The organism is Streptomyces sp. NPDC007088 (genome assembly GCF_042869355.1).
Classification (GTDB): Bacteria; Actinomycetota; Actinomycetes; order Streptomycetales; family Streptomycetaceae; genus Streptomyces.
This window is the reverse complement of record NZ_JBIAFO010000008.1, coordinates 15,488-39,718: the sequence shown is the minus strand read 5'-3', so window position 1 is coordinate 39,718 and position 24,231 is coordinate 15,488. Positions and strand designations below refer to the sequence as shown.

Genomic DNA, 24,231 nt, shown 5'->3' with positions numbered 1-24,231 from the left:
AGTCGGCATAGACCCTCCCGCGACGCCGGGTCTCTCTGCGATGCGGGCTGGCGGCCGAAAGAACCGTCAGTCAAGGTGGTGCCTACATGCGGAGTGGTCCTCCCCACATGCCCTGGGGAGGACCACTCGGCATCCAAAGGGCTGATCAGTCGACCACGCCGAAGTCGCCTTCTCCCGAGTGCAGAAGACCGACGAATCCCGTCCAGGCTGCGTGGGTGAAGGCGATGGCGGGGCCGCCCTTCGCCTTGGAGTCACGCACTCCGACCAGGCCAGACTCGGTGATGGTCGCCGAATTGACGGTTGTCTCGACGCAGTTGCCGTTGTCCTGTGAGCTGTACGAGGACTTCGTCCATTCCTCCTCGGACGCCAGGTCCGTGGAGACGGGGAAGCGGTTCTGATGAGTCATGTCCACAGTTTCTTTTCGAGGGCGTGCAGAATTTGCGGCGTCTGATTCGGTCCCGGCGCCGCCTTCACCATGGCATCGAACTGCCGCTGGTACTGCCCCACATCCGAGTCCTTCGACCACATGGTCGTGGCCTTGGCGCTGTCACTCTGAACCACCGGGCCGAGGTCCACAAACTCCAGAACCGTGAAGTTGAACGCTGCTCGGTAGGTGGGCAGGTCTTCGGGGATGATCTGGACCTCAACGTTGTCCAGGTCATTGAGGCGGATGATCTCCGCGTACTGCGCACGCATCACGTCAGGCGAACCGACGACCGTGCGCAGCGTGCTCTCTGTCAGAATTATGTGTACCTCGGCGTCGCCCGATGAGATGAGGTTCTTGCGCTCCATACGCGTCCGGACCCCTTGCTCGACGAACTCGGTAGTCCGCTCCTCCACTACCTTCGCGGACGCTCCGAGAGCCTTCGCGTAGGACTTCTCCTGGAGGAGTCCATGCACCACGTTGTTCTCGTACCCCCGGACCTTGATCGCATCTCGCTCCAGTCCGAGGTACATCGGCATGCCCGAGGGCAGGAGATTGCGGTACGAGGTGAAGGGCTCCTTGCTCAAGGAGTCTCGCTGCATCTTGAGCAGTTCGGCGCGGTCGTCCAGGTCCCGGACCTCGTAGTAGTCCAATAGCTTTTCGAGGTCCCCGAGCTTGGGCAGCGGGATGTCGCCGGCCTCCACTCGGCTGATCTTCGAGCGTGAGAAGCCCAGAGCCGTTGAAACCCCTTCGGCGGTCCGACCTGGTACGCGCTCGCGTAGAGCGCGGAGTTCTTTGCCGAGCATGACCCGCAGGTATGTCGGTCCTCGTCGTGCGCCCACCTGTCCCCTCACTTCGGTGTTCTGTTCGTCGGATCGAGGCCCCAGCCCGGCAGGACAGAGTATCTGTCCTGCCGACAAGGGCTTCAGTTCGGAGTCTGGCACGCGCTGCCTCCCGTGCAACACCCTCTGTCGGTTACGAGGCACTTGCCAATGTGGACGCTGACGTACTCACATGCGCAGGCTCCCTTGAATGTTAATTGGTGTGTGCGCAAGGCTGGTTGAGCCGCCGAGGAACCTGCCTCGTAGAGGGGGGAGGAGCTTGCGCGGTGAACCCGAACGCGCTGCTGCGAGAAGCCGACGAGCCGTCACTCGTCGGACATCTCTGATCGTAGCGGCGCGCTTCGGCCACAGCCTCACGTACCGCCAACTGTGACAGGTGCCGGACGATGACGAAGACGACCGATCGCGCAGATCGTCAACTTTGCGCCGACGCACGCCCGCTTCGCGGGCAGCCGTACCAGCAGGAGTTGACCCCGGACCCGAAACGTCTGGGCGCCATCCGACGCATCTTCGCTGCCCACATCCGTTGCTGGGGGTGGCCGGAGGTTATCGACGAGGCGGTCATGTGCGTGACGGAGATGCTGGCCAACGTTCACCACCACGCGGGGGGTGATTGCGAGCTGCTGCTTGAGCCGACGCCGTACGGGGTGCGCATCACGGTCAGCGACACCAGCTCGCAGTTGCCCGAGGTGCGAATGCCGAAGTGGGACTCCGGCAGTGGGCGCGGCATGTGGCTGCTCAGCACGACCGCCCACGACTGGGGCGCTGAGGCCACGCCTACCGGGAAAGACGTCTGGGTCGAACTGCGTCCCTCCACTGAGGAGGCCGCAGCGTGAACCCAACGCCGAGCCGCCGTCCGGTGAACGAGTTCAGCGTCGGCGCAAGGAGATTCATCAGTTCGCTGCGCGACTCCTTCCTCCGCGACGAGGACTTGGACAACGACTTAAACGCGGCTCTCGGAGCGGATGAGGGTCCGATGGGAGTGGCTGGCTCAAAGCGCCAGCGGAAGCAGCGACGTGGGCTGTTTCGCTGCACCGCACCGACGCGCGACCGCGGAACGATTCACGCGCTTGGCCGGTCCGTGACGCGCCTGGACCGGATGCTCGGCCACCTCGTGAGCATCGCAGAAGAACGCGAGTGGGAGCCTCCGTACCCGAACGTCGCGGATCTCATCAACCGGGGAAGGGATCTGAGGCGGCAAACACCGCGCATTGTCTGTGAGTTCGCGGCGAGCCAGGCGCATCTTCGTCTGATGGCGATGGTTGCTCTTGACCTCTTGGACGAGCTGAGCGATGACGAGCCGGAAGAGGCTCTCGCCATCAGCCCGTCACCGGGAACGGGCGGTGGCCGGGCATGAAGTATCTGCCGCGCACGTATTGGTGTCATGCGGACCACAGCGGTGCCGGGGCTGGCTCGGCTGTGCTGAACGACGTCATCACAGACTCGCCGGGCATCGCCGTCGAGTGGGTGCGTGAGTCCGTCCGCGCCGTCAGCGTGGCCCTGGACCGCGAGACCTTCCACGCCGTGTGGGGATGGCTGGGCGATCACCGAGCAGTTGAAGCGGCCGTGATCGAGCTGCGGCGCGGCAAGCCCTACACCTTCACTGCGGCCACTCCAGCGACGAAGTGGACGTGGACCGCGTATCCGGTATCGGTCCTACCGCTGCTGAGCATCTGTCCGAGAACGGCATCGCGCCCGCCCATTAGGGAGTTAGCCACTGCCGGTGCCAGCGGGACGCCTCCGTGACCGAGCACTCCCTGATCGCCCGAGCAGGTTCCACGAGCTGCCTCAGATGTACGGCACGCCCTCAACTACTCAACCTCGCAGGGGATGCGACGTGATCGTCTGCCCTGCCACGACAGTCGGAGCACCATGAACGCCTCCGTCCCGCACCGCCAGGACCTTGCCACTGAGCTGATCGACCGCGTCCGGGCCGCGCGGGTTCACTGGTCCCGCTTGGCCCGTACTACCCCCTCCGATCAGGAGATCGGCATGGGACGGCACAGGGACCACGCGAACGCCACGGTCCTGCGACGGATCATCGCTGATCACGGCTGGCCCGATGTTCCTCTCGTCGGCCAGGAGGGCGCAACGGCGGCCTGGCAGATCGCTCTGCACGCTGACACCCAGACGGAGATTCAACGTGTAGCCGCGCGACAGATGGCCAACGCCGTTGAGCGTGGCACCGCCAGCGTTCGACAGTGGGCCCATCTCCACGACAGGTGCCTCGTCAACGCCGGCAACCCTCAGTTCTACGGAACCCAGTACCGGCTCGGGCAGGGCGGGCCCGAACGGCTTCCCGTCCGCGACCCTGCGGCCCTCGACCGAATCCGCGCCGAGATCGGTCTCCCGGCCGCCGACATCGCACTGGAGGGTCTGCGCCGTCGGCTGTCGAGTGAGCCGTCCATACCGGCGGATGACGAGGAGCCGACCGGTGATGATGACCGAGACGTCACCCGCACCGCCGAGCTGGCCCGTGCCGCGTGACGGACATAGGCCACGCCGACGAGGCGGCGCTGGCCATCGAGGTCCTGGAGTGGGGGGCGTCCGGCTCAGCCTGGCCAAAGATGTGCGAGGCCAGGGCCGCTGTGGACAAGCTCAACTCGTTGGGCGAGCAGCTACGTGCGGACGTGCGGGCGGCCTTCACCTCGGGGAGGCAGCCGCCGGTGCTCGGGGAGGCAGATCGCCGCCTGGGCCTGCCGCTGGAACCGCTGTTGCCCATGCTGCCCAGGACCGTGGCCTCTGTCGTCCACCGAGCACAGAACCTCGCCCGTCTCGTCCAAGGACTGCAACGGGCGCTGGACGCGAGCAGTCCGGTCCAGAACACCGCTATTCCCCGCCACCGAAAGGGCCTTTGAGAAGTGAAGCTGACCACCGCCGCCGTACTCGCGGGCACGGCCATCTCCGCTGCCGTCACCGCCGTCGGCGTCGCACGCGTCCGCCAGCAGGAACGGCACCACGGCGAGAAGATCGAGGTCGCTGCTGCCCGCGTCCAGATGGATTGGCTCTCCCAGGTGTCCACGAACCACGACCTCGCCAAGCTGTGGGCGCCGGAGGACGTGGACCCCGAGGAGTACATGAAGCTCATGCACGCCAACCGGCAGCTCTGCGCCTTCAGCCTGCGCGACCGGCTGGGACTGGTCACCGACGAACAGCGGGACCTCTTCGCCTCCGAACTCATGAAGAACAAGGCGATCCGCGCGTACTGGGACCGGTTCCGCGGACTGCGCATTGAGGAGGCGGCGACAGCCAGGGACGGGCGCGCACTGGCGTTCACGGCCGCCTTCGACCGTGTCGCTCGGGAGCGCCAGACCCCGGCGACTACCACCTCGACCGACGCCTGACGGCATACCTCGGATGCTGCGCCTCTCAAGTGCTGTGTCCGTCGCCAACTCCTCTCGCAGGTACCGACTTGCGTCACGCGAGAGGTGGCCGAGAACAGCTCGACCGGGGCAGCCGCACGGCTACCGTCCGGCGGGCAGAACCGGCCGCACTGCAACACCCCGAATCCCGCAGATCCACGTATCGAATCAGGAGGGTCCACATGGCTCCCAGGGTGATCGACCAGCGCGCGAGGACCGTTCCGGCCTCTGCCGCGCAGGGCCCGTTCGACCTCGACATCAGCGTCGTCGTGTCGGGGGGCACGGTGGAGGCGAGTACCGCCTCCGACGGCGGCTGCGCCGCGACGTGCGGCAGCAGCGCGTGCATCTCCAGCGGCTCCTGACCGCACACCAGACCACCGGCAAGGTGCCCATGCCGTGCCGGCGCCGCCCACGCGGCACGTACCCCGCGGCTCGATCGGAGCCGCGCTCGACTACGGAGGAAACAACACATGGAGAACGACCAGTTCGACCTCGACATCAGTGTCCTGGAGTCCAGCGAGGGACAGGCCACGCTGATCAACCTCACCGACGACGGCTGCGGCAGCACCTGCTCCAGCCCGTGCGCCACCAACGTGGCCTGATCGTCTTCCGCCGCACGACGAGTAGGGAGAGACCCGTATGAACGCGAACACGATCAAGGGCCAGGCGCAGTCTCCGTCCGCGACGGTGGACGGGGACGCGTTCGACCTGGACGTCAGCGTCCTGGAGTCCGGCGACGGTTCCGCCACGGTGATCAACCTGACGGACGACGGCTGTAAGCCGAGCTGCCAGGGGTCCTGCGCCACCAACGTGGCCTGACCTCGGCGCGCCGATACGCCAGCCCGCGCGGCCTTCCGCCGCGCGGGCTGGCACCCCAGAACGCCACCACCAGGGAGGGTGCATGGATTCCAGGAAGGACGGCCCGCTGTACCGGTGCGCGGATGTTGCGCTGGTGCGCGCCGCCCGTTACTCGAGGCTGCCGCTTCCCGCGTGGCCGGACCTCACCGACGACACCCCGGCCCGGAAGGTGCGGTGGCAGACGTGGCTGCGCGACATCTGGTCGCTGTCCGAGGCCGCCGACTCCATCGAGCAGGCCAGCCCCCTGCTCGCGCAACAGGTTGAGACCCTGTGCTCGGCGGCCAGCCCCGATACGCGTCAGCTCCGCCGCACCGTGGTGTCGGTCATGCGGTATGTGCTGCGCATGACGGGCCGAGCGACCCCGAACGGTCTGTTCGCCGGCGTCGCGCCCGCCTCGTTCGGGGAACGGCCGGGATGGTCCTGGGGCGAGTGGCACCGTCCCGTCGTACGTGCCGACGGTGACTGGATCGCGGACCTGACCGCCCGCCTGGAAGAAGACCCCGACCTCCTGCGGCATCTGCATGTGATGGCCAACAACACCGCATTCGTACGGGGTGATCGGCTCATCGTCCCCTACCCGCCCCGCTCACGCCGCACGGAGGAGAGCCCGGCGGCCGAAGTATCCCTCCGATACACTAGCGCCGTACGCATCGCCGTCGACGCCGCCGCCTCGCCCGTCCCCGTCCGCGCGGTGGTCGAACTGATGCGGGCCGAGTTCCCCGACGTTCCCGTTGAGCGGGTGGAAGGGCTCGTCGGCAGCCTGGTCGAGCGCGGCGTGCTCATCAGCAGCCTGCACGCGCCCTCTGCCACCCTCGATGCGCTGGGCCACCTGGTCGAGCAGGCCGAAGCCGCCGACGCGCCGTCGACCACGGACCTCGTGGCCCATGTGCGAACGGTCCGCGATGCCATCGCCCAGCACAATCAGGTACTCGCCCCGGCCGACGGTCGGCGACTGCGTACCGCCTTGCGGCAGAAGATGACCACGTTGAGCACGGTCAAGGCCCAGCCGTTCACGCTGGATCTGCGCATGGACTGCTCCCTCACTCTGCCCCGGCAGGTTGCCCGTGAGGCGGAGGAGGCCGCCACGGTGCTGGCCCGGCTGAGTGCGTACCCCTTCGGCACTCCGGCGTGGAAGGACTTGCACAACCGGTTCTTCGAGCGGTACGGCATCAACTCGCTCGTCCCGGTCAGGGACCTGGTGGACCCGGACGTCGGCCTCGGGTTCCCGGCCGGATACCGCGACAGGGAACCTGAACAGCGTGAGGCCCTGACCTCCCGTGAACAGCGGTTGCTCGCCCTCGCCCAGGCGGCCGTTCTCGACGGCCGCGACGAAATCGTCCTGGACGAGGACCTGATCCGCACGCTGACGGTCGGAGACGGAGACGCCCCGCAGGTACCGGCCCACACGGAGCTGCGCTTTCAGATCCGCGCCACGTCACAAGAGGCTCTGGAGAGAGGGGACTTTGCCCTCCACGGCATCGCCCCCTCCCGGGGGATCGGCACCACGATCGGCCGAAGCCTCGGCTTGCTCGCACCAGACGACCAGGCCCGCGCGGCCGCCATGCTGGAGGAGCTACCGGTCAACGCGACCGGCTCGGTGCCCACGCAGGTCTCCTTCGCTCCTCTCGACCGAGGCGACACCAACGTCACCCGCGTTGCCGAACTCCTGCCGGCCGTCATCAGCCTGGCCGAGCACCGTCCGGTGGATGCGCGCACCATCACGCTCGACGACCTCGCCGTGGGCTGCGACCGACGCAGGCTCTACCTCGTCTCCCTCTCCCGCGCGTGCCTGCTGGACCCCATGACGCTGCACGCTCTGGACCTGCGCGGCCACACGCCGCCGCTCGCGCGTTTCCTCACCGAGATCAGCCGCTCCCAGACCGCCGTCCTGACCGTCTTCCCCTGGGCGTCCGCCACCGCCCTGCCGTACCTGCCGCGCGTGCGCTACGGGCGCGCGATCCTCTCCCCGGCCAGGTGGCGACTGGACCGGTCGGAATTGCCCGACCGCCATGCCGCCTGGGAGGAGTGGCACAAGGCGGCCGACGAGTGGCGCACGCGCCGCCGAGTTCCGGACGACATCGCGCTGGCCGAAGGCGACCAGCTCCTGCCACTGGACCTCTCCGAACGCGCGCACCTCGCGCTGCTGCGCGCCCACCTGGACACCCACGAATCGGCCGACCTGGCGGAAGCGGAATCCGACGGGGGCTGGTTCGACGGACGGGCACACGAGATCATCGCTCCGATGACGGCCGTCCGCCCGCCGCAGTGGCCAGCCGTCCCACCCGTGGCCGCCGACCAGCTCATCACCCGCGAGCACGGTCACCTTCCGGGCACCGCCTCCTGGCTGCTGGTCAAGCTGTACGGGCACGTCGAACGACAGCCCGAGATCCTGGCCGACCACCTTCCCGCGCTGCTCGGCCAGTGGGACACGCCGCCGACCTGGTGGTACATGCGCTACCGCGACCCCCGCTGGCACCTGCGCCTGCGCATCGCGGTCCCCAGCGAGCAGGACTTCCCCCTCACCGCGCAACGCGTGAGTGCCTGGGCTAACGGACTGCGCCGCGCCGGTCTCCTCACCGAGATGCAGTTCGCGACCTCCTACCCGGAGACCGGCCGGTGGGGTACCGGACCGCTGATGAGCCTGGCCGAGGACGCCTTCGCCGCCGACTCCCGAGCCCTGGCCGTCCAGTTCGCCCAGAACCCCCGCCCGCACCGGCAGGTCCTCGCCGCAGCGAACTTCGTGTCCCTCGCCTCCGCCTTCACCGGCAGCACCGCGGCCGGCATGGACTGGATGATCACCCACGGCCGAATCACCGACCCGCGCCCCCTGGACCGGACTGTGCGCGGTCAGGCGGTACGCCTGGCCGATCCGACCGACGACTGGGCGGCCCTGCGCGCGGCCCCCGGCGGCGCTGCCGTCGTCAGCGCCTGGAGCCAGCGCGACGCGGCCGTAGCCCGCTACCGGCAGAAGCTGGACGCGTCAGGTTGTGGCATCGACCCGGACCTCGTTCTCGACTCGCTGCTGCACGCCCACCACATCCGCGCCGTCGGCATCGACAAGGACGACGAGCGGACGTGCGTACGGCTGGCCCACGCCGCCGCAATGGCCTGGACTCACCGAGGAGATCACCATGAACCTGCGTGACAGCGCGCGGGCCGCCGCCGACACGATCGCCGAGCGGCTCGCCTCGCCGCAGGACGTACGGGGGCTGCATCACCGCCAGGGCTGGTGGCCGCAGTCGCTCGCGCACGGCGCGGTCGGTGTCGCGCTCCTGCACATCGAGCGGGCCCGCACCGACCAAGGGCCGTGGCAGCGCGCCCACGACTGGCTCGCCTGCGCCGCAGGCGAACCCACCGTCGGCGGCCCGGACAGCCACCTCTACTACGGGGCACCCGCGCTCACCTTCGCCCTGCACGCCGCTGCCGACCGCCCCGGACGCTACGCCCGCGCCCTGGACACCCTCGACCGGTACGTCACCACTGCGATCCGGGAACGGCTCGCGGACGCCCATACGCGCATGGACCGAGGCGAGATGGCGGCGCTGGCCGAGTTCGACGCGATCCGCGGCCTGAGCGGGATGGGCGGGCTCCTGCTGCACCGTGACGTGCACACCGACCTCCTCCGCGAGATCCTGACCTACCTGGTCCGGCTGACCGAGCCGGTCAAGCACGACGGGGAACTCCTGCCCGGCTGGTGGAGCCACCTCGCCCCCTCCGGCACGGCCTCCCCGGAGTATCCGGAAGGGCACGCCAACAACGGCGTCGCCCACGGCATCGGCGGCCCCCTCGCCGTGCTCTCCCTCGCGGCCCGCCGCGGTGTCACCGTCGACGGCCAACTCGACGCGATCACCCGAATCCTGACCTGGCTCGACCACTGGCAGCAGGACGGCCCAGCCGGACCGTGGTGGCCGTACTGGATCACCCGCGAGCAGCTACGCTCCGGCACGACCGGCCCCGGACCCTCCCGGCCGTCCTGGTGCTACGGCACTGCCGGATTCGCCCGCGCCCAGCAGCTCGCCGCCCTGGCCCTCAACGACCCGGTACGCCAACGCGCCGCCGAATTCGCCCTCCTGCGGGCCATGACCGACCCCGGCCAACTCGGCGCGACCGTGGACGTCTCCCTGTGCCACGGATTCGCGGGCCTGGCGCACATCACGCAACTCACTGCCGCCGACGCCCTCAGCCCCGGCCTCACCGAATGCCTGCCCCGGCTCCTGGCCCCGATCACGGACACCGCGCCCAGCACGCTGGTGGACTCCCTCATCGACTCTCCGGGCGGCGGCGACATCGGACTCCTCGAAGGTGCCGCAGGCACCGCCCTCGCCCTGAACGCCTTCCACACCGGAACGCCGTCCGCGTCCGGGTGGGACACCTGCTTCCTGACCAACTAGCCTGTGAAAAGAGGGAACATGGCTGCGGACGAATGGCCGCAACGTCTCATCCGGTTCACCGACTGGAGCCGCGCGGAGGCCACCGCCGTGGAGCATCTGCTCCCGGTGCTGACCGCCCAGGAGTCGGAACTGGCCCAGTGGTCCTTCCTGCGGAAGCACCCCTGGTGGCGGTTGCGGTACCGCCCTGCGGGCCCGGACTCCGCGAAGGGCCTGGACGCTGCCCTGGACGAGCTGGTCCACGCCGGCGTGCTCGCCTCCTGGACGCCGGGCATCTACGAACCGGAAGAGACGGCCTTCGGCGGTCCGGCGGGCATGAAGATCGCCCACACCCTGTTCCACTACGACAGCCGTCACCTGCTGGACGAGGCGGCCCGCCAGCAGACAGCCAGCGGCCCCCAGCTCGGCCGCCGCGAGCTGGCGGTCCTCCTGCTCAGCGTGGCGATGCGAGCGGCGGGACTCGACTGGTACGAGCAGGGCGACGTCTGGGCGAGGATCGCGGCCGAACGCCCCGGCGACGCGATCCGCAGTCCGCAACGGCACCGGGCCGCTGTCCACCGGTTGATGACGATCGACGTCAGCACCACCAGCCGCAGCGTCACCCAGGGCCGACTCGCGCCGCTGGCCGAGTGGATAGCCACCTTCGAGTGGTTCGGCCAGCAGCTCGCCGACCTCAACCGCCAGGGCCGCCTGGAAAGAGGGCTGCGGGCCGTGATCGCCCACCACGGCATCTTCCACTGGAACCGCCTGGGCCTCCCCGCGGAGGACCAGCACACCTTGTCAACGCTTGCGAAAGAGGTAGTCATGGGAACGAGCGACAACGCCGCGTCCACCCGAGCTGAGGAGGCGTCGAGCACTACGGTCAACGGGGTGAACAGTGACACCATCGAAGCCCCTTCCGCCGACCGTCTGCGCTCCCAGTTGATCGACCATCTGGTCGAGACGGGGTGCGTGCGCACACCCCGCGTGGAGGAGGCCATGCGGACCGTGCCCCGCCACCTCTTCGTCCCGAACGCCCCGCTGGTGAAGGCGTACGGCAACGCCCCCGTGGACACGAAGTTCGACGAGTCCGGCGCGTCCATCAGCTGCGCCTCCCAGCCCGACATCGTCGGCATGATGCTGGAACAGCTCGACGTCGAACCCGGCCAGAAGGTCCTGGAGCTGGGGGCCGGCACCGGCTTCAACGCCGGACTCCTCGGCTACCTCGTAGGCGAGACAGGGCACGTCACCACGATCGACGTGGACGAGGACATCGTGGACGGAGCACGCGGCGGACTGGCCGCCGCCGATATCCACAACGTGGAAGTGATCCTCGGAGACGGAGCCGTGGGCCACGCCCCCAACGCGCCGTACGACCGGATCGAAGCCACCGTCGGCGCGCACGGCGTTCCGCACGCCTGGCTCGACCAGCTCGCCCCCGGCGGGCGGCTCCTCACGCCGCTGCGCCTGCGCGGCAGCGTCTCCCGCTCGATCGCGTTCGAGAACAAGGACGGGGCCTGGCGCAGCGTCGGCAGCCAGATGAACACGTTCATGCCGCTGCGCAGGGGCATCGCCGACGACCCGCGCGTCTTCGTTCCCCTGGACCCCGACAACACCGTCACCCTCGTCACCAACGGAGACCAGAAGGTCGACGCGGACGCCCTGAGCGACATCTTCCGCCAGCCGCGCGCCGAGGCGTGGACCGACGTCACCTTCCGGGGCCCGGAGTCGGCCGAGTACCTGGAGCTGTGGCTCGCCTGCGCCATGCCGAACGGCCTGAGCCGGATGCCTGCCAGGGCCGAGGCCATCGAGAAGGGTCTGGTCACCGCGCCCTACCCGTCCTCGACCGCGGTCTTCGAGGGCGGCACACTCACCTACCTCACTCGACGCCCGTACGCGAAGAAGGCACCCGACGGCGCCACCCTGTACGAGTTCGGCGTCATCGGCCACGGTCCCGACGCCGAAGCCCTCGCCGGAGACGTCGCGGACCAGGTCCGCACCTGGGACCAGGACTTCCGCGCGCTCGACGTCGAGTTCGAGATCCAGCCGCTCGACGCGGCCCCGCTCGCGCCGAAGCCCGGCCGCTTCGCCTTCGACAACCCGCTGAACCGCATCGTCATCGAATGGCAGTGACATGGACGTCAGCCAGATAGCGAAGCGGTTTCCGCTCGTTGCCCGTCCACGTCCAGCATGCCCGCCCCTCGCTGAACGGGTCCGCGAGATCACCGACCTCGCAGCCGCCGCCGAGCGCGACGGCAACGTGACCTCCGCGACCGTCGCCCTGAACAAGGCGGCGCTGATCGCGAGCGACTGCGGTATGCCGGACCTGGCGGGCGCTCTGTGCTGGCGTCACGCCGAGGTCTTCCTGCGCGCTCAACCCCTGGGCGCGCAGGAAGCCCGGTACGCCCTGGAACCCCTGGTCAACCTGGCCCGGCTACGCATCCGCGACGGCGACGGGCCCGGCGCGTACCACCTGCTCGACTCCTTGAACCGAGCGGTGAGATCGCAGACGGAAGCGGTCATCGACGGTCGTCCCACGTCCTTCCAGCACCTCACGACCTCGACAGCCGATCACCAACAGGTGTGCCAGTGGCTGTGGGCCGTCCTCCTCGGCGACGGAACCCGCGCGCTCGTCGCAACAGGCCAATGGGACCGTGCGCGGGCGCACAGCGAGCAGCACCGCGGCGTCGGTCAACGTCTCCTCGACGGGCGGCAGGTGGAAGTGCTCGCCCGCTGCCTCGCCGGGCAGCCCCTCGAAGCACTGGGGTTCCTGAACAAGACCACCCTGGCGGAGAGCTGGGAACACCCAGTCGCCGCCTGCCTCGCCGTGCTCTGCCTCGCCGCCGCCGGAAGACGCCCGGACCGCCCTGTCCAGAAGATGGTCAAGCACTACCTCGAACTCGACACGGCTCCCGAGCTCGCCGTCTTCCGCTGCCGCGTCGGACTGGCCATCCTCGACCTCTCCCCGCATACACGGCAGGCCGAAGCACTGCGCCGCCTCACCCACGAGGCAACGACGTCCGGGGACGGATACGTCGCGCGTGATCTCCTGGCTCATCCCGTGTGCCGTCAGGAGATGAGCCACGACGACCACCAGTCCTTATCGGCCGCAGTCGCCTCCGCCGGCCTCGGCCAAGGGCACATCCCTGCCCCCTTGGAGAGGGAACTCCTGGACGCGGTCACGGCCAGCGCCAACGTGACTGAGCGGCACGTAGCTCAGCAGCTCACCGCCGACTCGTGATGGCCGTCGGCCTGTCCGACACCGGCCATAGCGTCGGCTGAATGGAACACGACGACAACTCCCAGCACCACGTGCAGATCACCGCTCACGGAGGTAGGGCCGACGTCACGATCGACGGCAAGCAGGTGGACCCAAGTGCCGTCAAGGCGTACTCGATTAGCCACCTCGCGGGCGAGCAGCCGGAGGTCCTTTTGCACGTCGCGGACCGGAACGATGCCCAGTGGTCCGGTACCGCCCGCGTCGCGGTGGCCGACCTTCCTGACCCGGGCCCGGCCGCGGCCGTGTTCCTCGACGCGATCGACCCGGAGGCACTGGAGCGGGCCGCGCTCGCTCGCCCCGACCTCGGCACGGAACCGTGCTCCCTGACGAAGGCCATGCTCACCCAGCTCGGAGAGTGGGCTCGTGGCCTTTGACGTGGACGGCGCTCGTCGCGTTGTCGCCCGCATCCTCGACGACAAGCTGGAGGTGTGGCGGGACAGCGCGGGCCGTACGGACGACGTGCTGGACGAGATCACCGGCAGACTGGTGCCGCCCGCGCCGGACGAGGAGCTGGTCTGGAACGGGCTCGGCGCGGTGATGCCGTTCGGCCGCCCAGCCATCACCCAGCCGGTCGGCGGGTCGGTCGCCGTCGAGCCGCCGACCACTGACTATCAGGCCGTGCTGCCGATCGATGCTCCGGCACTCCGGCGCGACGACGTGGTCCGGGTCGCCGGGTCCGTGCGGCCCGGAGGCCCCCGCGACCCTCAGCTGGTAGGCCGCCGCTTCCGGTTCTCCGACGAGTCGGTGGGCACCTACAGCGTGGTGCGCATCGTCCGAGTGCAGGTGATCGACTGATGGCGACGGCGAACCCGCACCCCAACGCACATCCGGACGCGACCGCGTTCCGCGACCCGATCGCGCTGGCCGCCGCGCTGGCCCGGATGGGTCCGGCGACCCGCGCCCGGACGCGGACGATCACGCGGCACCACGCCATGCTGCTGCGCGTCCGCGTCCAGCGGAACGCCAGCGGTCGGCCCGGCCCGAACGTGATCACCGGGCAGTACCGCGCCTCATGGGACGTGCGGATGCGCACCGGGGGCGGCGAGGTGACGGCTGAGGTGTTCTCCGATGCTCCGCAGTCGAGGCGGCTGGAGTACGGCTTCGTCGGCGTGGACTCGCTCGGACGGCACTACCGGCAGCCGCCGTTCCCCCACGTCGAGCCCGCCTTCCGGCAGACCGAACCGGCGTTCATCCAGGCCCTGGCCGACGGAGTGCTGCCGTGACCGACCGCCTTCCGGTGACCCGCGCGCTCGCCGCCCTCGTGGAGAAGACCACCGGCCGCCCGTGCGGCATCGGTGAGCTTCCCCGCGTCGAGGGCAAGTCGGGGTGGGAGCCCGCCGCCTCCCCGTACACCGTCCTCGACTCGCTGCCGGCGGAGTTCGGGGGGCCGCCGCTGTGGGACTGGCACGCGGATGCGGCCTGGTCGTACCAGATCACCTCGGTCGGGGAACGGGGCGATCAGGTCGAGTGGCTGGCGGACCGCGTGCGCAACGGCGTCGTTGGCCGGACCGATGGTGGGTGGGCCCATGACCTGCTGATTCCCGAAGCCCGTGTGATCGACCGGGAGTTGACCTATGACGCAGGCGGCGAGCCCTCGGTGTCGGCGGCAGGCGCTATCGTGTCCTACGTGCAACGGGTCACGATCACCGTGACACCAGCATGAAGAATCGTTTCTTCTGATCCTCACCGCGGAGGCCCGCGCGGACGCTGAGCCCCACCAGGCCAGGCGAACCCCCTTTGATCATCAAGGGGCAGGGCCTCGGCACGGGACGCTGCCCCAGAAGTGGGAGCGGACCTGTGTCCACGAGCACGAAGAAGAACACCCAGACCCGATTTCTGCGGCGCGGCATCTCCAAGATTCTCTGGGTGCCGGATCTCAACGATCCGAAGTACCCGAGCCGTCGAGAGATCAACGGTGCCTTCGTCCTGACCGATGCCGTCTCGGACATCGAGGGCTGGGCCCTGGAGAACGACCCCGTGGAGACCCCGGACATGGGGAGCACGTTCAACTCCTCGATCCCGGGCAACGACAAGGCGGAGAACTCCAGCCTGACGTTCTACGAGGACCGGTTCTCCGACGCGATCGAGCAGCAGCTCCCCAAGGGCGCGAAGGGCTACGTCGTCCTGCTCCGCAAGGGTGACCTGCCCGGTTCCCGCTCGGTCGACGTCTTCCCCGTCCAGGTCGCCACCCGCGCCGCGACGTATTCGACCGGTAATGAGGCGGCGAAGTTCAAGGTGGACTTCACGATCACCGACGAGCCGTCGCTCGACCGCCCCGTGCCGAAGGCGCAGCCCCGTCCGCTGCCGGACGAGGACTGCGACGACGACCACGGTCACGGCCATCACCACGGCGACCACGACGGTGACCACGTCGACGTGACCGTGGTCAGCACCACCAAGACGAAGACCGAGACCGAGGCCACGGTCCGCGAGCACGACGCCGACGAGGGCTGATCGTGTCGCGCCCCGCACAGGCCAAGCGCCCCACCCCCTCCGCCACCCCGGCGGAGGGGGTCTGGGCGGCCAAGATGGACCGCCTCCGCCGTCGGCGCAAGGCGCAGAATCGGCTCCGCGTCTGCGACGACAACGAGCTGCGCCAGCGGTACGACGAGGCCGAACAGGCCGCTCGCCGTGCTCGGTTCGTTGCCGAGGCCAACCCCGGTGACGAGCTGGCCGAGCGCCAGGCCGCCGACGCCGAATCGGCGCGCGACCAGGCCCTTGCCGCGCTCGATGCCGCGTCGGAGTTCTTGACCTTCCGCGCCCTGCCGCGCCCGGTGCTGGAGGACCTGATCTCCGAGCACCCGCCCACTGAGAAGCAGGCGGAGGAGGGGGCGATCTTCAACGCCGACACCTTCCCCGCCGCCCTGGTGGCGGCGGCCTCCGTGGACGGCATGAGCCGCGAGGAGGCCCAGGAGCTGCTGAACGGCTGGTCGGCGCCGGACGCGAACGCCCTGTGGGATGCGGCCTGGCAGGTCCAGCAGGAGAGCCGGGTCGAGCTGGGAAAAGGCTGAGCCGTGATGCCGGCCTGCGCGCGGAGCTGGAGCTGTGCGAGCGGTTCCAGATCCCGCACTCGCAGTTCCTGGGCGGTGACGGCCGCTGGTCCGACCTCGACCGGGCGAAGGCGTTGGCCTGGGCGGACTGGCAGCGGTCGGTGTGCCCGGAGTGCCGCACGCGGCTGGAGGAGTGGGACCGCACCCGCGGCGGCGACCCCCACGCCTACGTCACCGACACCCTGCGCTGCCCTGGCTGCGAGCTGATCGAGCAGGAGCGCGATCACGTCCCCCAGGACCGGTCTGGCTACGGCGTGAAGATCCAGCTCCTCCCGCGCGACCAGTACGAGCCGCGCCCCTGATCCACCCCGCACGTATGTAAGGAGGCCGCCAGCGGTGGCCGGGTTCACCCTCACGGTCGCGATGCGCGCCGAGGTCCGCGACCTGATCGCGGGAACCCGTGCTGCCTCCGCACAGATGCGGACCCTGGGGGACCGGACCGATGCCGCGAACCGGTCCCTGGCCCGCCTGGACGCCAACGGGGTCCGCCTCGCTTCGCAGTTCGCCGCGCTGAATCGTTCCGCCCGCGGTGCCGTCGGTGAGCTGAACCGGATTACCGCCCGCGCCGGAGCCGCCCGCGCGGCGCTGCGCTCGGCGGGAGACGACGGCGCCCGGTCGATGTCCCGTCTCCAGCGGGCGACCGCCGGTGCCGGTCGGCGCGGCGTGTCCGCCACCAACATGCTGGCGGGCGGCGCGCTCGTCCTCGGCACCGGCGAGGTCATCGAGGAGGGCAACCGCTACCAGCGGCAGATGAACCTCTTCCGCGCGGTGACCGACGCGACCGCCGGACAGATGAAGCGGGCCGCCGACGTTGCCCGTGAACTCGGCAACGACCTGACGCTGCCCACCTCGACGTCGGCGGACGCCGCCGAGGGCATGGTCGAGTTGAGCAAGGCCGGCTTCCGTGCGGACCAGTCGATCGACTCCGTACGCGCCTCGCTTCAGCTTGCCGCGGCGGCCGACGTCAACGCCGCCACGTCGGCAAAGTATCTCGGTGACATCATGGATCAGTACGGTCTTGGTGCTGATCAGGCGTCCCGCGCGGCCGACACCCTCGCCGCGACGGCCAACAACGCTTCGGGCTCGATCACCGACATCTACTACTCGATGCGGTACGCGGGCCCGGTCGCGAACGCGCTCGGCGTCACCCTCCAGGACACGGCCGCCGCCGTCGGAATGCTCGGCAAGTCCGGCATCCTCGGGCAGACGGCGGGCACGAGCCTGCGCGGCATTTTCGCTAACCTCTCCGCGCCGACGCCGATCATGAAGGGCGCTCTGCGCGACCTCGGGATCGAAGCCTGGGACGCGCAGGGCCGCTTCAAAGGCTTGCGCACGGTGATCGAGGGCCTGTCGAAGGCCGAACACTCAATGAACCAGCAGGACTTCGTTGCTGGTGTCACCCGCGCGTTCGGCAAGCCTGCGCTCAGTGGCGCGGTCGCGCTTGCCCACCAGGGCACCGAGTCCTTCGACGCGCTGTCGATGGCGGTCGAGCAGACCGGCTCGGCCGCCTCCATCACCGCCTCGCGCGGTGAGGGCCTGGCCGGTGCGATGACCCAACTGCGCACCCAGGCCCGGCAGACCGGCATCGCCCTGTACGAGGGGATGGCCCCCGGCCTGGAGTGGGTGACCCGACTACTCACCCGGGGGATGTCCGGGGCCACGCCGTACCTGACGACGGCGCTGGAGTACGGGAGGAACATCGCCACCTTGTTCGGCCCGGAGCTGAAGGCGCAGACGAAGGACGGCCTCAGCGGACTCATCGAGGAGGCCGAACAGCTCGTCGGTCCGCTCAAGGACATCGGCGAGCACTCCCTCGCCACCGGCCTCAACTTGTTGATCAACGCAGGTCGCACCCTCGGAGACGTCCTGTCGAACGCCGCCGACGGTGCGGAGCCGATCCTGGACGCCGTCTCCGGCCTCGGGGAGGAAGGCGGCGCGGCGGCCGGGACGCTCGACATCATCGCCACCGTCGCCAACCTCGCGATGGATGCGGTCTCGGGTCTGTCCCTGGTCCTCGTCCCGATCGGTCACGTCGTCGGCGGTCTGGTCAGCGCATTCAGTGCGCTGCCGGGACCGATCCAGTCCGCCGCCCTGGCCATGCTGCTGTTCCGCCGTGCCCAGCCGGCGCTGACGAACATGGCGACCACCATGTCCGGCCCCGCCCGTTCGGGCATCGCCGCGTTCAACCAACAGATGCGCGTCCAGCAGTCGTTGGCAGCATCCTCCGGTGTCGCGCTGTCTAGGTACGGCGCGGCATGGGCCGCCGTCCAGGCCCGATCCGGGTTCCTCGGCAACATGACTTCGGCGTTCCGCAGCGCGAACGGTGCCGGAGTCACCTTCACCGGCACGCTCAACGGAATCGGTAGGGCGGCCGGATCGGGACTGCGGTCCGCTCTCGGCGGCGTCACCAATGCGCTCGGCGGACCGTTCGGCGTCGTCATGGCAGGTGTCTCGGTCGGTCTGGGGCTGCTCGCCGCACGGCAGCAGAAGGCCGCCCAGGCTGCGGCCGAGCACCAGCAGCGCGTCTCCACGCTGACGTCCGCGCTGCGCGAGTCCGGTGGGCAGATCGACAGCAATGTCCGCAACGCGGCAGCCCAGTCCCTGTTGGACACGAAGACGGAACAGGGCCAGCTCGCCAAGGTCATGGACCAGGCTGGAGTGCCCCTCGCCTCACTCACGGACGCGTACCTCGGGCAGGGCACCTCGCTGGACGCGCTGCAGAAGCAGCTCCAGGCCACGGCCGACAAGCACAAGGTGTGGAAGGACACCGCCGGAGGCAAGGCGACCGTCCAGGACTACTCCGAGGTCGGCCAGCAGTACAAGGACGCCGCCGACGCGCTCGGGTCCGTCAAGGGTGAGATGGCCGGGGCGCTGAAGAACGCCAAGGACCTGGCCAAGGCCACGAAGGGCGCTGGGGACGGCACCTCGGCGTACGACCGGCTGAAGCAGGCCGTCGGCGGGCTGGCCGACCAGACGGCCGACGCCGACACCCGCACCCGGTCGCTGAAGTCCGCGCTCGATCTGCTGTCTGGCGGCCAGATCTCCCTCCAGGCCGCCGAGGCCAAGGTGAACTCGGCCGTCCTCGACCTGAAGGACGGCAGCAAGAACGTCGACCGCAGTCAAGGGTACGGCGGCAAGCAGCTCGTGAACGAGGACAAGACCCTCAACACGACGACCCGGAACGGGCAGGGCCTCTACACCCAGCTCACCGCGCTCTCCGACGCGGCGGCCGACGCGAGCGTGGCGACCTTCGACCTGGCCCAGCGCAACGGCGAGGACTTGCCGGCCGCGCTCGCGAAGGCCCGCGAGCAGATGAGCCGGGCCCGGTCCGAGGCGATCCAGGCCGCCCGCGGCTACGGGCTGACCAAGACCCAGGCCGAAGGCGTCGCGGACAGCCTCGGCCTGCTGCCGTCGAAGGTGTCGCTGCTGCTCCAGACCAAGGGCATGGACAGCACCCTGGCGAACCTCATCGCCGTACAGGCAGAGTTCCAGCGGCTGCCGAACGCGAAGACGATCAAGGTCGACTCGCTGTCCGACGGAGCGCAGAAGAAGCTGAGGAGCCTGGGCTTCACCGTGAAGACGGTGCCCGGTACACGGCAGATCAAGATCAGCGCGCCGACCGCCGGGGCGAAGAAGAACCTCGACACCCTGATCGACAAGCTCGGCCGCACCCCGAACAGCAAGAACGTGAAGGTCTCCGCGCCGACCGCCGCAGCGATCAAGAGCCTGGAAGGCGTGCAGGCGAAGATCCGCGCGACGCCCGGTGCGAAGTCCGTCGTCGTACGTGCGCCGACGGCCGAGGCTCGCAAGCAGTTGGAGGCGCTGGGCTTCAAGATCGAGAAGGTCCCAGGCTCAAAGAACGTGAAGGTCACGCTGCCCACGGGCGGGCCGCGCAAGGCCGCTGACTCCATCCAGGCGCGCATCAACGCCCTGCGTGGCAAGGAGGTCACGGTCACCACCCGGCACGTCACGATCTTCGACCAGCTCCGGCAGTCCAACAGCGACACCGCAGATGCCATCCGACGCCAGGCCGAGGCCCAGGCCCGCGCCGCCAAGAAGCACGCGGACGGCGCGGTCGTCGACTACTACGCGGACGGCGGCGTCACCGGCGGACCGCGCCGCGAGAAGCACGTCGCGCAGATCGCCCCGGCCGGGAGCTACCGCATATGGGGTGAGCGAGAGACCGGCGGGGAGGCATACGTGCCTTTGGCCGCCGCCAAGCGCGAGCGCAGCAAGGCGATCGTGGAGACCGTGGTCGACCGGTTCGGCGGCCAGGTCGAGTGGTACGCCAACGGCGGCGTCCGGAACGCCCGCGGCCGCGACTACAGCCCGATGCTCGCCAGCTCCTTCAAGAGCGCCCGCAGCGTCGCGGCGATGGCGGGCGTCGTCCGCAGCTTCGACCTGCGCACCGGCAGCGACCATGCCCGCACCCGCGTGGTCGACGCCCGCGCCGGCGGCCGGGTCCAGGTCGTCGTCGTACGCGAGCAGCAGCCGCTGATCGGCTCCATGCCGGTCACCGTCTCCGACAGCTCCGCCACCCCCGAGCAGATCGGCACCGAGATGATGCGCACCCTGCGCAACGCGCAGCGGGGCGGGAGAGTGTGATGACCACAGCACCGAATAAGAACCCCGAACTGGCCCCGTTTCAGTACGAGATCGGCGGCGTCGTCCTCGGCACCGGCAGCCTCGTCCCGGTCGGGAACATCGAAGGTCTGGGCTCCCCGGCCACCCGGTCGCAGGATGCCGACAACGCCAACGGCGACGGCACCGCGCCGGGCCGCGACTTCTACGGGCCCCGCCCCCTGCGCTTCGAAGCGGGCATCAAGACGCCCGGCGACCCAGCGAAGGCCGCCGAGATTCTCGCGCGGCTTGAGCGGGCTCTGGACGACTCCGCCGCCCGGACCAGCCCGGACGGCCGCCACGTTCTGCGCGGCCGGTGGCCCGGACACTCAACACGGCGCCTGTACGGGCGACTTCGCCGTGTGGAGGCCACCAGTTCCGCTACCGCCGTGCACGGGTGGATACCCCTGGACATCGAGTTCGTGGGCCTGGACAACCCGCGCTGGTACGACGACGAGCTGTCGGAGCTGACGCTCGGTCTCGACCAGGCCGCCCACGCGGACACCGACCGCACCGTGGACGAGGCGATGCGCGGCCCCGCCGTCTGCCGTCGCACTGCCGACCCGGAGCACCACCCGGCCGACGACCGGCCCGGATGGGTCACCAACCACGGGGACGCTTCGACGTACCCGAGCTTGCGCGTCCACGGCCCGGTCACCCGGCCACGGATCTGGAACACCGTCACCCGCCGCGTCCTCGAACTCGACCTGTCGCTGCGCGAGGGCGAGTGGGTGGAGCTGGAGACCCGGCCCAACACCTGCTGGGCGCTGCGCAACGGCACCGTCAACGTCGCCAACTCCTTGAGCCCCGAGAGCCGCCTCGACCTGTTCACCCTGCCGCCGGGCCGCTCCGAGATCGCGTGGACCGCGACCGACCCGTCCGGCACCGCGCGCCTCGAGGTGGCGTGGCGGTCCGCGTACACCACCCTGTGAACGGAGAGCACTCGTGACGCTGCAACCCCCCATGATGGTGCGCGGGGCCGACCACTCCGCCCGCGCGATGCGCCTGATGATCCGCGACCTCGCCCGCGGCCGGCAGGGCGTCGCGGAGAGCGAGGACCTGAAGGTCCGGCCGCTGGAGACGCCCGGCCCCGGCGTCCGCGTCGGTGACGGCTCGGCGCTCATCCACGGTGCCCGCCCGTGGCAGGGGGCCTACACCCAGAGCAACATCGGTGACGCCCGCGTGGACGTCGAGCCGACCGGCCCGTTCGCGCGCACCGACCTGGTCGTCCTGCGGATCGAGGACCCCGAGTGGGAAGGCGACCGAGACCCGCGCACCCAGGAGATCGGCTACTTCCACGTCGTCCAGGGCGTGGCCGCCGACGCCTCCGCCGTACCCGAAGGGATGACCGGCCTCGCCCTGGCCCGGGTCGCGTTGCCGCGCAACACCGCGTCGATCACCGCCGAGATGATCACCGATCTGCGGCAGGTCGCGAACCCCCGCACCGAGCGCATCCTGCGCACCGTGCACCCGACGAAGACGGAAGAGGCGCCCGGCAAGCACGGCCAGTGGGCGGCATGGCCGCAGGAAGCCGCCTGGGATCTCGACGTTCCCACCTGGGCGACGACGGCCACCGTCGTCGTCACGCTCTCCGGGCTGCGCGCGGAGGCGGGCTCGGTGTACGCCGAGCTGCGCACCCGCCTCGGGGAACGCGCCGCGAAGCCGACCGTTGTCGACGACGACGGGACCACCACCCGCCGCTCCTCCGCGACCCTGGCCGACACGCTCGCCGTGCCGCCCGCCTACCGCGGCACCCGCCAGCACCTGGCCGTCGAGATCAACCAGAACGACAAGTACGGCGACGGCAAGCTGACGGTGGCCAAGGGAACGACGGCCGTGCTCGACGTCGCCTTCACGGAAGGACCCGCGTGATGGCCGACTACCGCTACATCGTCGCGCGGGCCTCGACCGGCGACGTCCTGCACTGGAACCTCCCGCTCGGCGAAGTCGAGTACGGCCCGGAGATATCCGGGCCCGGCTCGCTGAAGGCGACCTTGCCGACCTCGTTCCGCCGCGCGCTGAGCGACACGCTCGACGCCGGCGACACCGTGCTCCTGGTCGAGCGCGACGCCCGCCTGGACTGGGGCGGGGTCCTGTGGCGCGCCGAGCCGGAGGGCAACACCCTCCCGGTCGAAGCCTCCGGGTTCACCAGCTACCTGCATAAACGCTTCGACCTGCACGGCAATCTCGACGGCCGCGGCCCGTACATCGAAGCCGACCCGTGCCAGGTCATCCGCGACGTGTGGGCGTACGCCCAGGACCAGCCGGACGGTGACCTCGGAGTGGTCGTGGACGACACCAAGTCGGAGGCGAAGACCGGCACGGCGAAGGACCCGTACACCACGGCCAAGACCGATCCGCGCAACCTTGGCGAGATGGTGGACGAGATGGCCGAGATCGATGACGGCCTGGAGTGGTCGGAGACCGTGGCCTGGCGCGGGCGCCGGGCCGAGCGGCGCATTCTCCTCGGCGCGCCGCGCCTCGGCCGGCGGCGCGAGGACCTGACGTTCACCACCGGCGCGAACGTCGTCGGCACGCCGCACGTCATCAAGGACGCCGACGCCTACGCCCAGTGGGTGATCGGGCTCGGCGCGGGCGAGGGCAAGAAGCGCAAGGTCGTCGTGGACGGCGAGCGCAACGGCCGCCTGCGCCTGGAGCACGTCCTGGAGACCAGCGAGAAGGACGAGGCGAAGCTGAAGCAGCGCACCCGCCGCGAACGGCTGGCCCGCCAGGTACTCCCTTCGCTGACCGAACTGGAGATCATCGACCACCCCGCGGCCCCGATCCACGCCCTGCGGGTCGGGGACGACGTACGCATCCGCCTGTTCGAGCCGCACACCGAGTTCGACGGCTGGTGCCGGATCGTCGGGTGGACCGTACGGCCGGGCGAGGGCGAGACCCCCGAGCGCGTGACGCTGAAGCTGGAGCGTACGAACAAGCCCGAGGACGAGGCGGGCGACGAAGGAACGGAGCAGTAGATGCCGGACACGATCGCCGTCCTCGGCCGCCGCATGGCGAAGCTGGAGCGGCGGGTGACCGCGCTGGAGCGCGCCCGCCGCGCCCCGTACCCGGAGTGGAGGGACCTTCCGCTCACCGGGGACACCTCTGTCCCGGACGAGGAGCAGCCGCCGCAGTTCCGGGCGAACCTGTGGGACACGACGGAGTTCTGCGGCCGGGTCGGGCTTGAAGGCGGCCAAGCCACCGACGAACAGCTCGTTGCCTTGCTGCCCGAGGGGTACTGGCCCGAGGCTCCGCGCACGGTCGACGTCGCCTCCGACGCGCGGCGTCCCCTCCAGCTCGACATCGACGTGAAGGGGATGGTGCGGCTACGTGTCCAGGGCGGGGGCACGGTCCGTGCGACCTGGATCAGCCTCGACAGCACGTCGATCCGTACCGACCGCGACGACGCCTGACCGAGCGGCGCACCG

General features: G+C 69.8%; 27 protein-coding genes. 25 read left to right on the top strand and 2 right to left on the bottom strand.

Translation table 11 applies throughout. The features are described 5' to 3' along the window. Positions 1-145: 145 nt before the first annotated feature. Together ACFYMP_RS14730 and ACFYMP_RS14725 are read right to left on the bottom strand one after the other, a co-directional pair. Positions 146-406, bottom strand: coding sequence for a DUF397 domain-containing protein (locus tag ACFYMP_RS14730; RefSeq protein WP_176729192.1), 261 nt, complete (start codon positions 404-406; stop codon positions 146-148). Then, the gene (locus tag ACFYMP_RS14725; protein WP_141718438.1) at positions 403-1,368 is read right to left on the bottom strand and encodes a helix-turn-helix transcriptional regulator; all 966 of its coding nucleotides are present in this window, start codon (positions 1,366-1,368) and stop codon (positions 403-405) included. The genes ACFYMP_RS14730 and ACFYMP_RS14725 overlap by 4 nt, the downstream gene beginning before the upstream one ends. Before the next feature lie 284 nt (positions 1,369-1,652). Between ACFYMP_RS14725 and ACFYMP_RS14720 the strand changes: the two genes are divergently transcribed. The 25 genes from ACFYMP_RS14720 (at position 1,653) to ACFYMP_RS14600 (ending at position 24,216) form a co-directional block, all read left to right on the top strand. Further along, a complete protein-coding gene (locus tag ACFYMP_RS14720; RefSeq protein WP_093542803.1) occupies positions 1,653-2,102 on the top strand; it encodes an ATP-binding protein in 450 nt (149 codons plus the stop codon). Then, a complete protein-coding gene (locus ACFYMP_RS14715) occupies positions 2,099-2,623 on the top strand; it encodes a hypothetical protein (protein ID WP_141718439.1) in 525 nt (174 codons plus the stop codon). The genes ACFYMP_RS14720 and ACFYMP_RS14715 overlap by 4 nt, the downstream gene beginning before the upstream one ends. Beyond that, the gene (locus ACFYMP_RS14710) at positions 2,620-3,012 is read left to right on the top strand and encodes a hypothetical protein (protein ID WP_176729193.1); all 393 of its coding nucleotides are present in this window, start codon (positions 2,620-2,622) and stop codon (positions 3,010-3,012) included. The genes ACFYMP_RS14715 and ACFYMP_RS14710 overlap by 4 nt, the downstream gene beginning before the upstream one ends. A gap of 126 nt (positions 3,013-3,138) precedes the next feature. Beyond that, on the top strand, positions 3,139-3,753 hold the full coding sequence (locus ACFYMP_RS14705; RefSeq protein WP_388856133.1) for a DUF6624 domain-containing protein: 615 nt from the start codon (positions 3,139-3,141) through the stop codon (positions 3,751-3,753). Beyond that, positions 3,750-4,124, top strand: a complete 375-nt coding sequence (locus ACFYMP_RS14700) for a hypothetical protein (protein ID WP_093542806.1) — start codon at positions 3,750-3,752, stop codon at positions 4,122-4,124. The genes ACFYMP_RS14705 and ACFYMP_RS14700 overlap by 4 nt, the downstream gene beginning before the upstream one ends. 3 nt (positions 4,125-4,127) lie before the next feature. Continuing rightward, positions 4,128-4,610 carry a DUF6082 family protein gene (locus ACFYMP_RS14695; RefSeq protein ID WP_093542808.1) on the top strand — a complete coding sequence of 161 codons (483 nt, stop codon included), beginning with the start codon at positions 4,128-4,130 and terminating at the stop codon, positions 4,608-4,610. A 200-nt stretch (positions 4,611-4,810) separates the two neighbouring features. Further along, entirely contained in the window at positions 4,811-4,990 is a 180-nt protein-coding gene (fxlA, locus tag ACFYMP_RS14690; protein WP_093542810.1) for an FxLD family lanthipeptide, read from the top strand. 108 nt (positions 4,991-5,098) lie between these two features. Beyond that, positions 5,099-5,230 carry an FxLD family lanthipeptide gene (locus ACFYMP_RS14685; RefSeq protein WP_093542812.1) on the top strand — a complete coding sequence of 44 codons (132 nt, stop codon included), beginning with the start codon at positions 5,099-5,101 and terminating at the stop codon, positions 5,228-5,230. Between the two features lie 37 nt (positions 5,231-5,267). Beyond that, positions 5,268-5,447, top strand: coding sequence for an FxLD family lanthipeptide (locus ACFYMP_RS14680; protein ID WP_093542814.1), 180 nt, complete (start codon positions 5,268-5,270; stop codon positions 5,445-5,447). An 82-nt stretch (positions 5,448-5,529) separates the two neighbouring features. Beyond that, positions 5,530-8,631 (top strand): lantibiotic dehydratase, encoded by a 3,102-nt coding sequence (locus ACFYMP_RS14675; protein WP_388856127.1) that lies wholly within the window; start codon positions 5,530-5,532, stop codon positions 8,629-8,631. Beyond that, on the top strand, positions 8,618-9,877 hold the full coding sequence (locus ACFYMP_RS14670; RefSeq protein ID WP_388856124.1) for a lanthionine synthetase C family protein: 1,260 nt from the start codon (positions 8,618-8,620) through the stop codon (positions 9,875-9,877). The genes ACFYMP_RS14675 and ACFYMP_RS14670 overlap by 14 nt, the downstream gene beginning before the upstream one ends. Before the next feature lie 18 nt (positions 9,878-9,895). Next, complete coding sequence (fxlM, locus tag ACFYMP_RS14665; RefSeq protein ID WP_388856121.1) at positions 9,896-11,986, top strand: methyltransferase, FxLD system; 2,091 nt, start codon at positions 9,896-9,898, stop codon at positions 11,984-11,986. Between the two features lies 1 nt (position 11,987). Continuing rightward, the gene (locus tag ACFYMP_RS14660; protein WP_093542821.1) at positions 11,988-13,094 is read left to right on the top strand and encodes a hypothetical protein; all 1,107 of its coding nucleotides are present in this window, start codon (positions 11,988-11,990) and stop codon (positions 13,092-13,094) included. Between the two features lie 41 nt (positions 13,095-13,135). Further along, a complete protein-coding gene (locus ACFYMP_RS14655) occupies positions 13,136-13,507 on the top strand; it encodes a hypothetical protein (RefSeq protein WP_141718440.1) in 372 nt (123 codons plus the stop codon). Continuing rightward, entirely contained in the window at positions 13,497-13,928 is a 432-nt protein-coding gene (locus ACFYMP_RS14650) for a DUF6093 family protein (RefSeq protein WP_141718441.1), read from the top strand. Before ACFYMP_RS14655 ends, ACFYMP_RS14650 begins: the two co-directional genes overlap by 11 nt. Next, a complete protein-coding gene (locus ACFYMP_RS14645; RefSeq protein ID WP_093542827.1) occupies positions 13,928-14,356 on the top strand; it encodes an HK97 gp10 family phage protein in 429 nt (142 codons plus the stop codon). Before ACFYMP_RS14650 ends, ACFYMP_RS14645 begins: the two co-directional genes overlap by 1 nt. Further along, complete coding sequence (locus ACFYMP_RS14640; RefSeq protein WP_093542829.1) at positions 14,353-14,796, top strand: hypothetical protein; 444 nt, start codon at positions 14,353-14,355, stop codon at positions 14,794-14,796. The genes ACFYMP_RS14645 and ACFYMP_RS14640 overlap by 4 nt, the downstream gene beginning before the upstream one ends. Before the next feature lie 134 nt (positions 14,797-14,930). Then, the gene (locus tag ACFYMP_RS14635) at positions 14,931-15,587 is read left to right on the top strand and encodes a hypothetical protein (RefSeq protein ID WP_093542831.1); all 657 of its coding nucleotides are present in this window, start codon (positions 14,931-14,933) and stop codon (positions 15,585-15,587) included. Positions 15,588-15,589: 2 nt separating this feature from the next. Then, positions 15,590-16,144 carry a hypothetical protein gene (locus tag ACFYMP_RS14630; RefSeq protein WP_388856114.1) on the top strand — a complete coding sequence of 185 codons (555 nt, stop codon included), beginning with the start codon at positions 15,590-15,592 and terminating at the stop codon, positions 16,142-16,144. Continuing rightward, positions 16,087-16,485 carry a hypothetical protein gene (locus ACFYMP_RS14625; protein ID WP_093542834.1) on the top strand — a complete coding sequence of 133 codons (399 nt, stop codon included), beginning with the start codon at positions 16,087-16,089 and terminating at the stop codon, positions 16,483-16,485. Before ACFYMP_RS14630 ends, ACFYMP_RS14625 begins: the two co-directional genes overlap by 58 nt. Positions 16,486-16,519: 34 nt before the next feature. Next, positions 16,520-20,788 carry a phage tail tape measure protein gene (locus ACFYMP_RS14620; RefSeq protein WP_388856109.1) on the top strand — a complete coding sequence of 1,423 codons (4,269 nt, stop codon included), beginning with the start codon at positions 16,520-16,522 and terminating at the stop codon, positions 20,786-20,788. Further along, positions 20,788-21,735, top strand: coding sequence for a phage distal tail protein (locus ACFYMP_RS14615; RefSeq protein ID WP_388856106.1), 948 nt, complete (start codon positions 20,788-20,790; stop codon positions 21,733-21,735). The genes ACFYMP_RS14620 and ACFYMP_RS14615 overlap by 1 nt, the downstream gene beginning before the upstream one ends. Positions 21,736-21,748: 13 nt before the next feature. Next, positions 21,749-22,675 carry a hypothetical protein gene (locus ACFYMP_RS14610; protein WP_388856103.1) on the top strand — a complete coding sequence of 309 codons (927 nt, stop codon included), beginning with the start codon at positions 21,749-21,751 and terminating at the stop codon, positions 22,673-22,675. Next, positions 22,675-23,781, top strand: coding sequence for a hypothetical protein (locus ACFYMP_RS14605; protein ID WP_093542842.1), 1,107 nt, complete (start codon positions 22,675-22,677; stop codon positions 23,779-23,781). Before ACFYMP_RS14610 ends, ACFYMP_RS14605 begins: the two co-directional genes overlap by 1 nt. Continuing rightward, positions 23,782-24,216, top strand: a complete 435-nt coding sequence (locus ACFYMP_RS14600; RefSeq protein ID WP_388856099.1) for a hypothetical protein — start codon at positions 23,782-23,784, stop codon at positions 24,214-24,216. Positions 24,217-24,231 lie beyond the last annotated feature (15 nt).

Bases quoted from the DNA above. Each gene is read 5' to 3' on its own strand.
- ACFYMP_RS14680 (WP_093542814.1), top strand. From the start codon at position 5,268: ATGAACGCGAACACGATCAAGGGCCAGGCGCAGTCTCCGTCCGCGACG.
- fxlA (WP_093542810.1), top strand. From the start codon at position 4,811: ATGGCTCCCAGGGTGATCGACCAGCGCGCGAGGACCGTTCCGGCCTCT.
- ACFYMP_RS14660 (WP_093542821.1), top strand. From the start codon at position 11,988: ATGGACGTCAGCCAGATAGCGAAGCGGTTTCCGCTCGTTGCCCGTCCA.
- ACFYMP_RS14605 (WP_093542842.1), top strand. From the start codon at position 22,675: ATGGCCGACTACCGCTACATCGTCGCGCGGGCCTCGACCGGCGACGTC.
- fxlM (WP_388856121.1), top strand. From the start codon at position 9,896: ATGGCTGCGGACGAATGGCCGCAACGTCTCATCCGGTTCACCGACTGG.
- ACFYMP_RS14705 (WP_388856133.1), top strand. From the start codon at position 3,139: ATGAACGCCTCCGTCCCGCACCGCCAGGACCTTGCCACTGAGCTGATC.
- ACFYMP_RS14685 (WP_093542812.1), top strand. From the start codon at position 5,099: ATGGAGAACGACCAGTTCGACCTCGACATCAGTGTCCTGGAGTCCAGC.
- ACFYMP_RS14710 (WP_176729193.1), top strand. From the start codon at position 2,620: ATGAAGTATCTGCCGCGCACGTATTGGTGTCATGCGGACCACAGCGGT.
- ACFYMP_RS14600 (WP_388856099.1), top strand. From the start codon at position 23,782: ATGCCGGACACGATCGCCGTCCTCGGCCGCCGCATGGCGAAGCTGGAG.
- ACFYMP_RS14670 (WP_388856124.1), top strand. From the start codon at position 8,618: ATGAACCTGCGTGACAGCGCGCGGGCCGCCGCCGACACGATCGCCGAG.
- ACFYMP_RS14655 (WP_141718440.1), top strand. From the start codon at position 13,136: ATGGAACACGACGACAACTCCCAGCACCACGTGCAGATCACCGCTCAC.
- ACFYMP_RS14645 (WP_093542827.1), top strand. From the start codon at position 13,928: ATGGCGACGGCGAACCCGCACCCCAACGCACATCCGGACGCGACCGCG.
- ACFYMP_RS14675 (WP_388856127.1), top strand. From the start codon at position 5,530: ATGGATTCCAGGAAGGACGGCCCGCTGTACCGGTGCGCGGATGTTGCG.
- ACFYMP_RS14615 (WP_388856106.1), top strand. From the start codon at position 20,788: ATGACCACAGCACCGAATAAGAACCCCGAACTGGCCCCGTTTCAGTAC.
- ACFYMP_RS14730 (WP_176729192.1), bottom strand. From the start codon at position 406: ATGACTCATCAGAACCGCTTCCCCGTCTCCACGGACCTGGCGTCCGAG.
- ACFYMP_RS14720 (WP_093542803.1), top strand. From the start codon at position 1,653: ATGACGAAGACGACCGATCGCGCAGATCGTCAACTTTGCGCCGACGCA.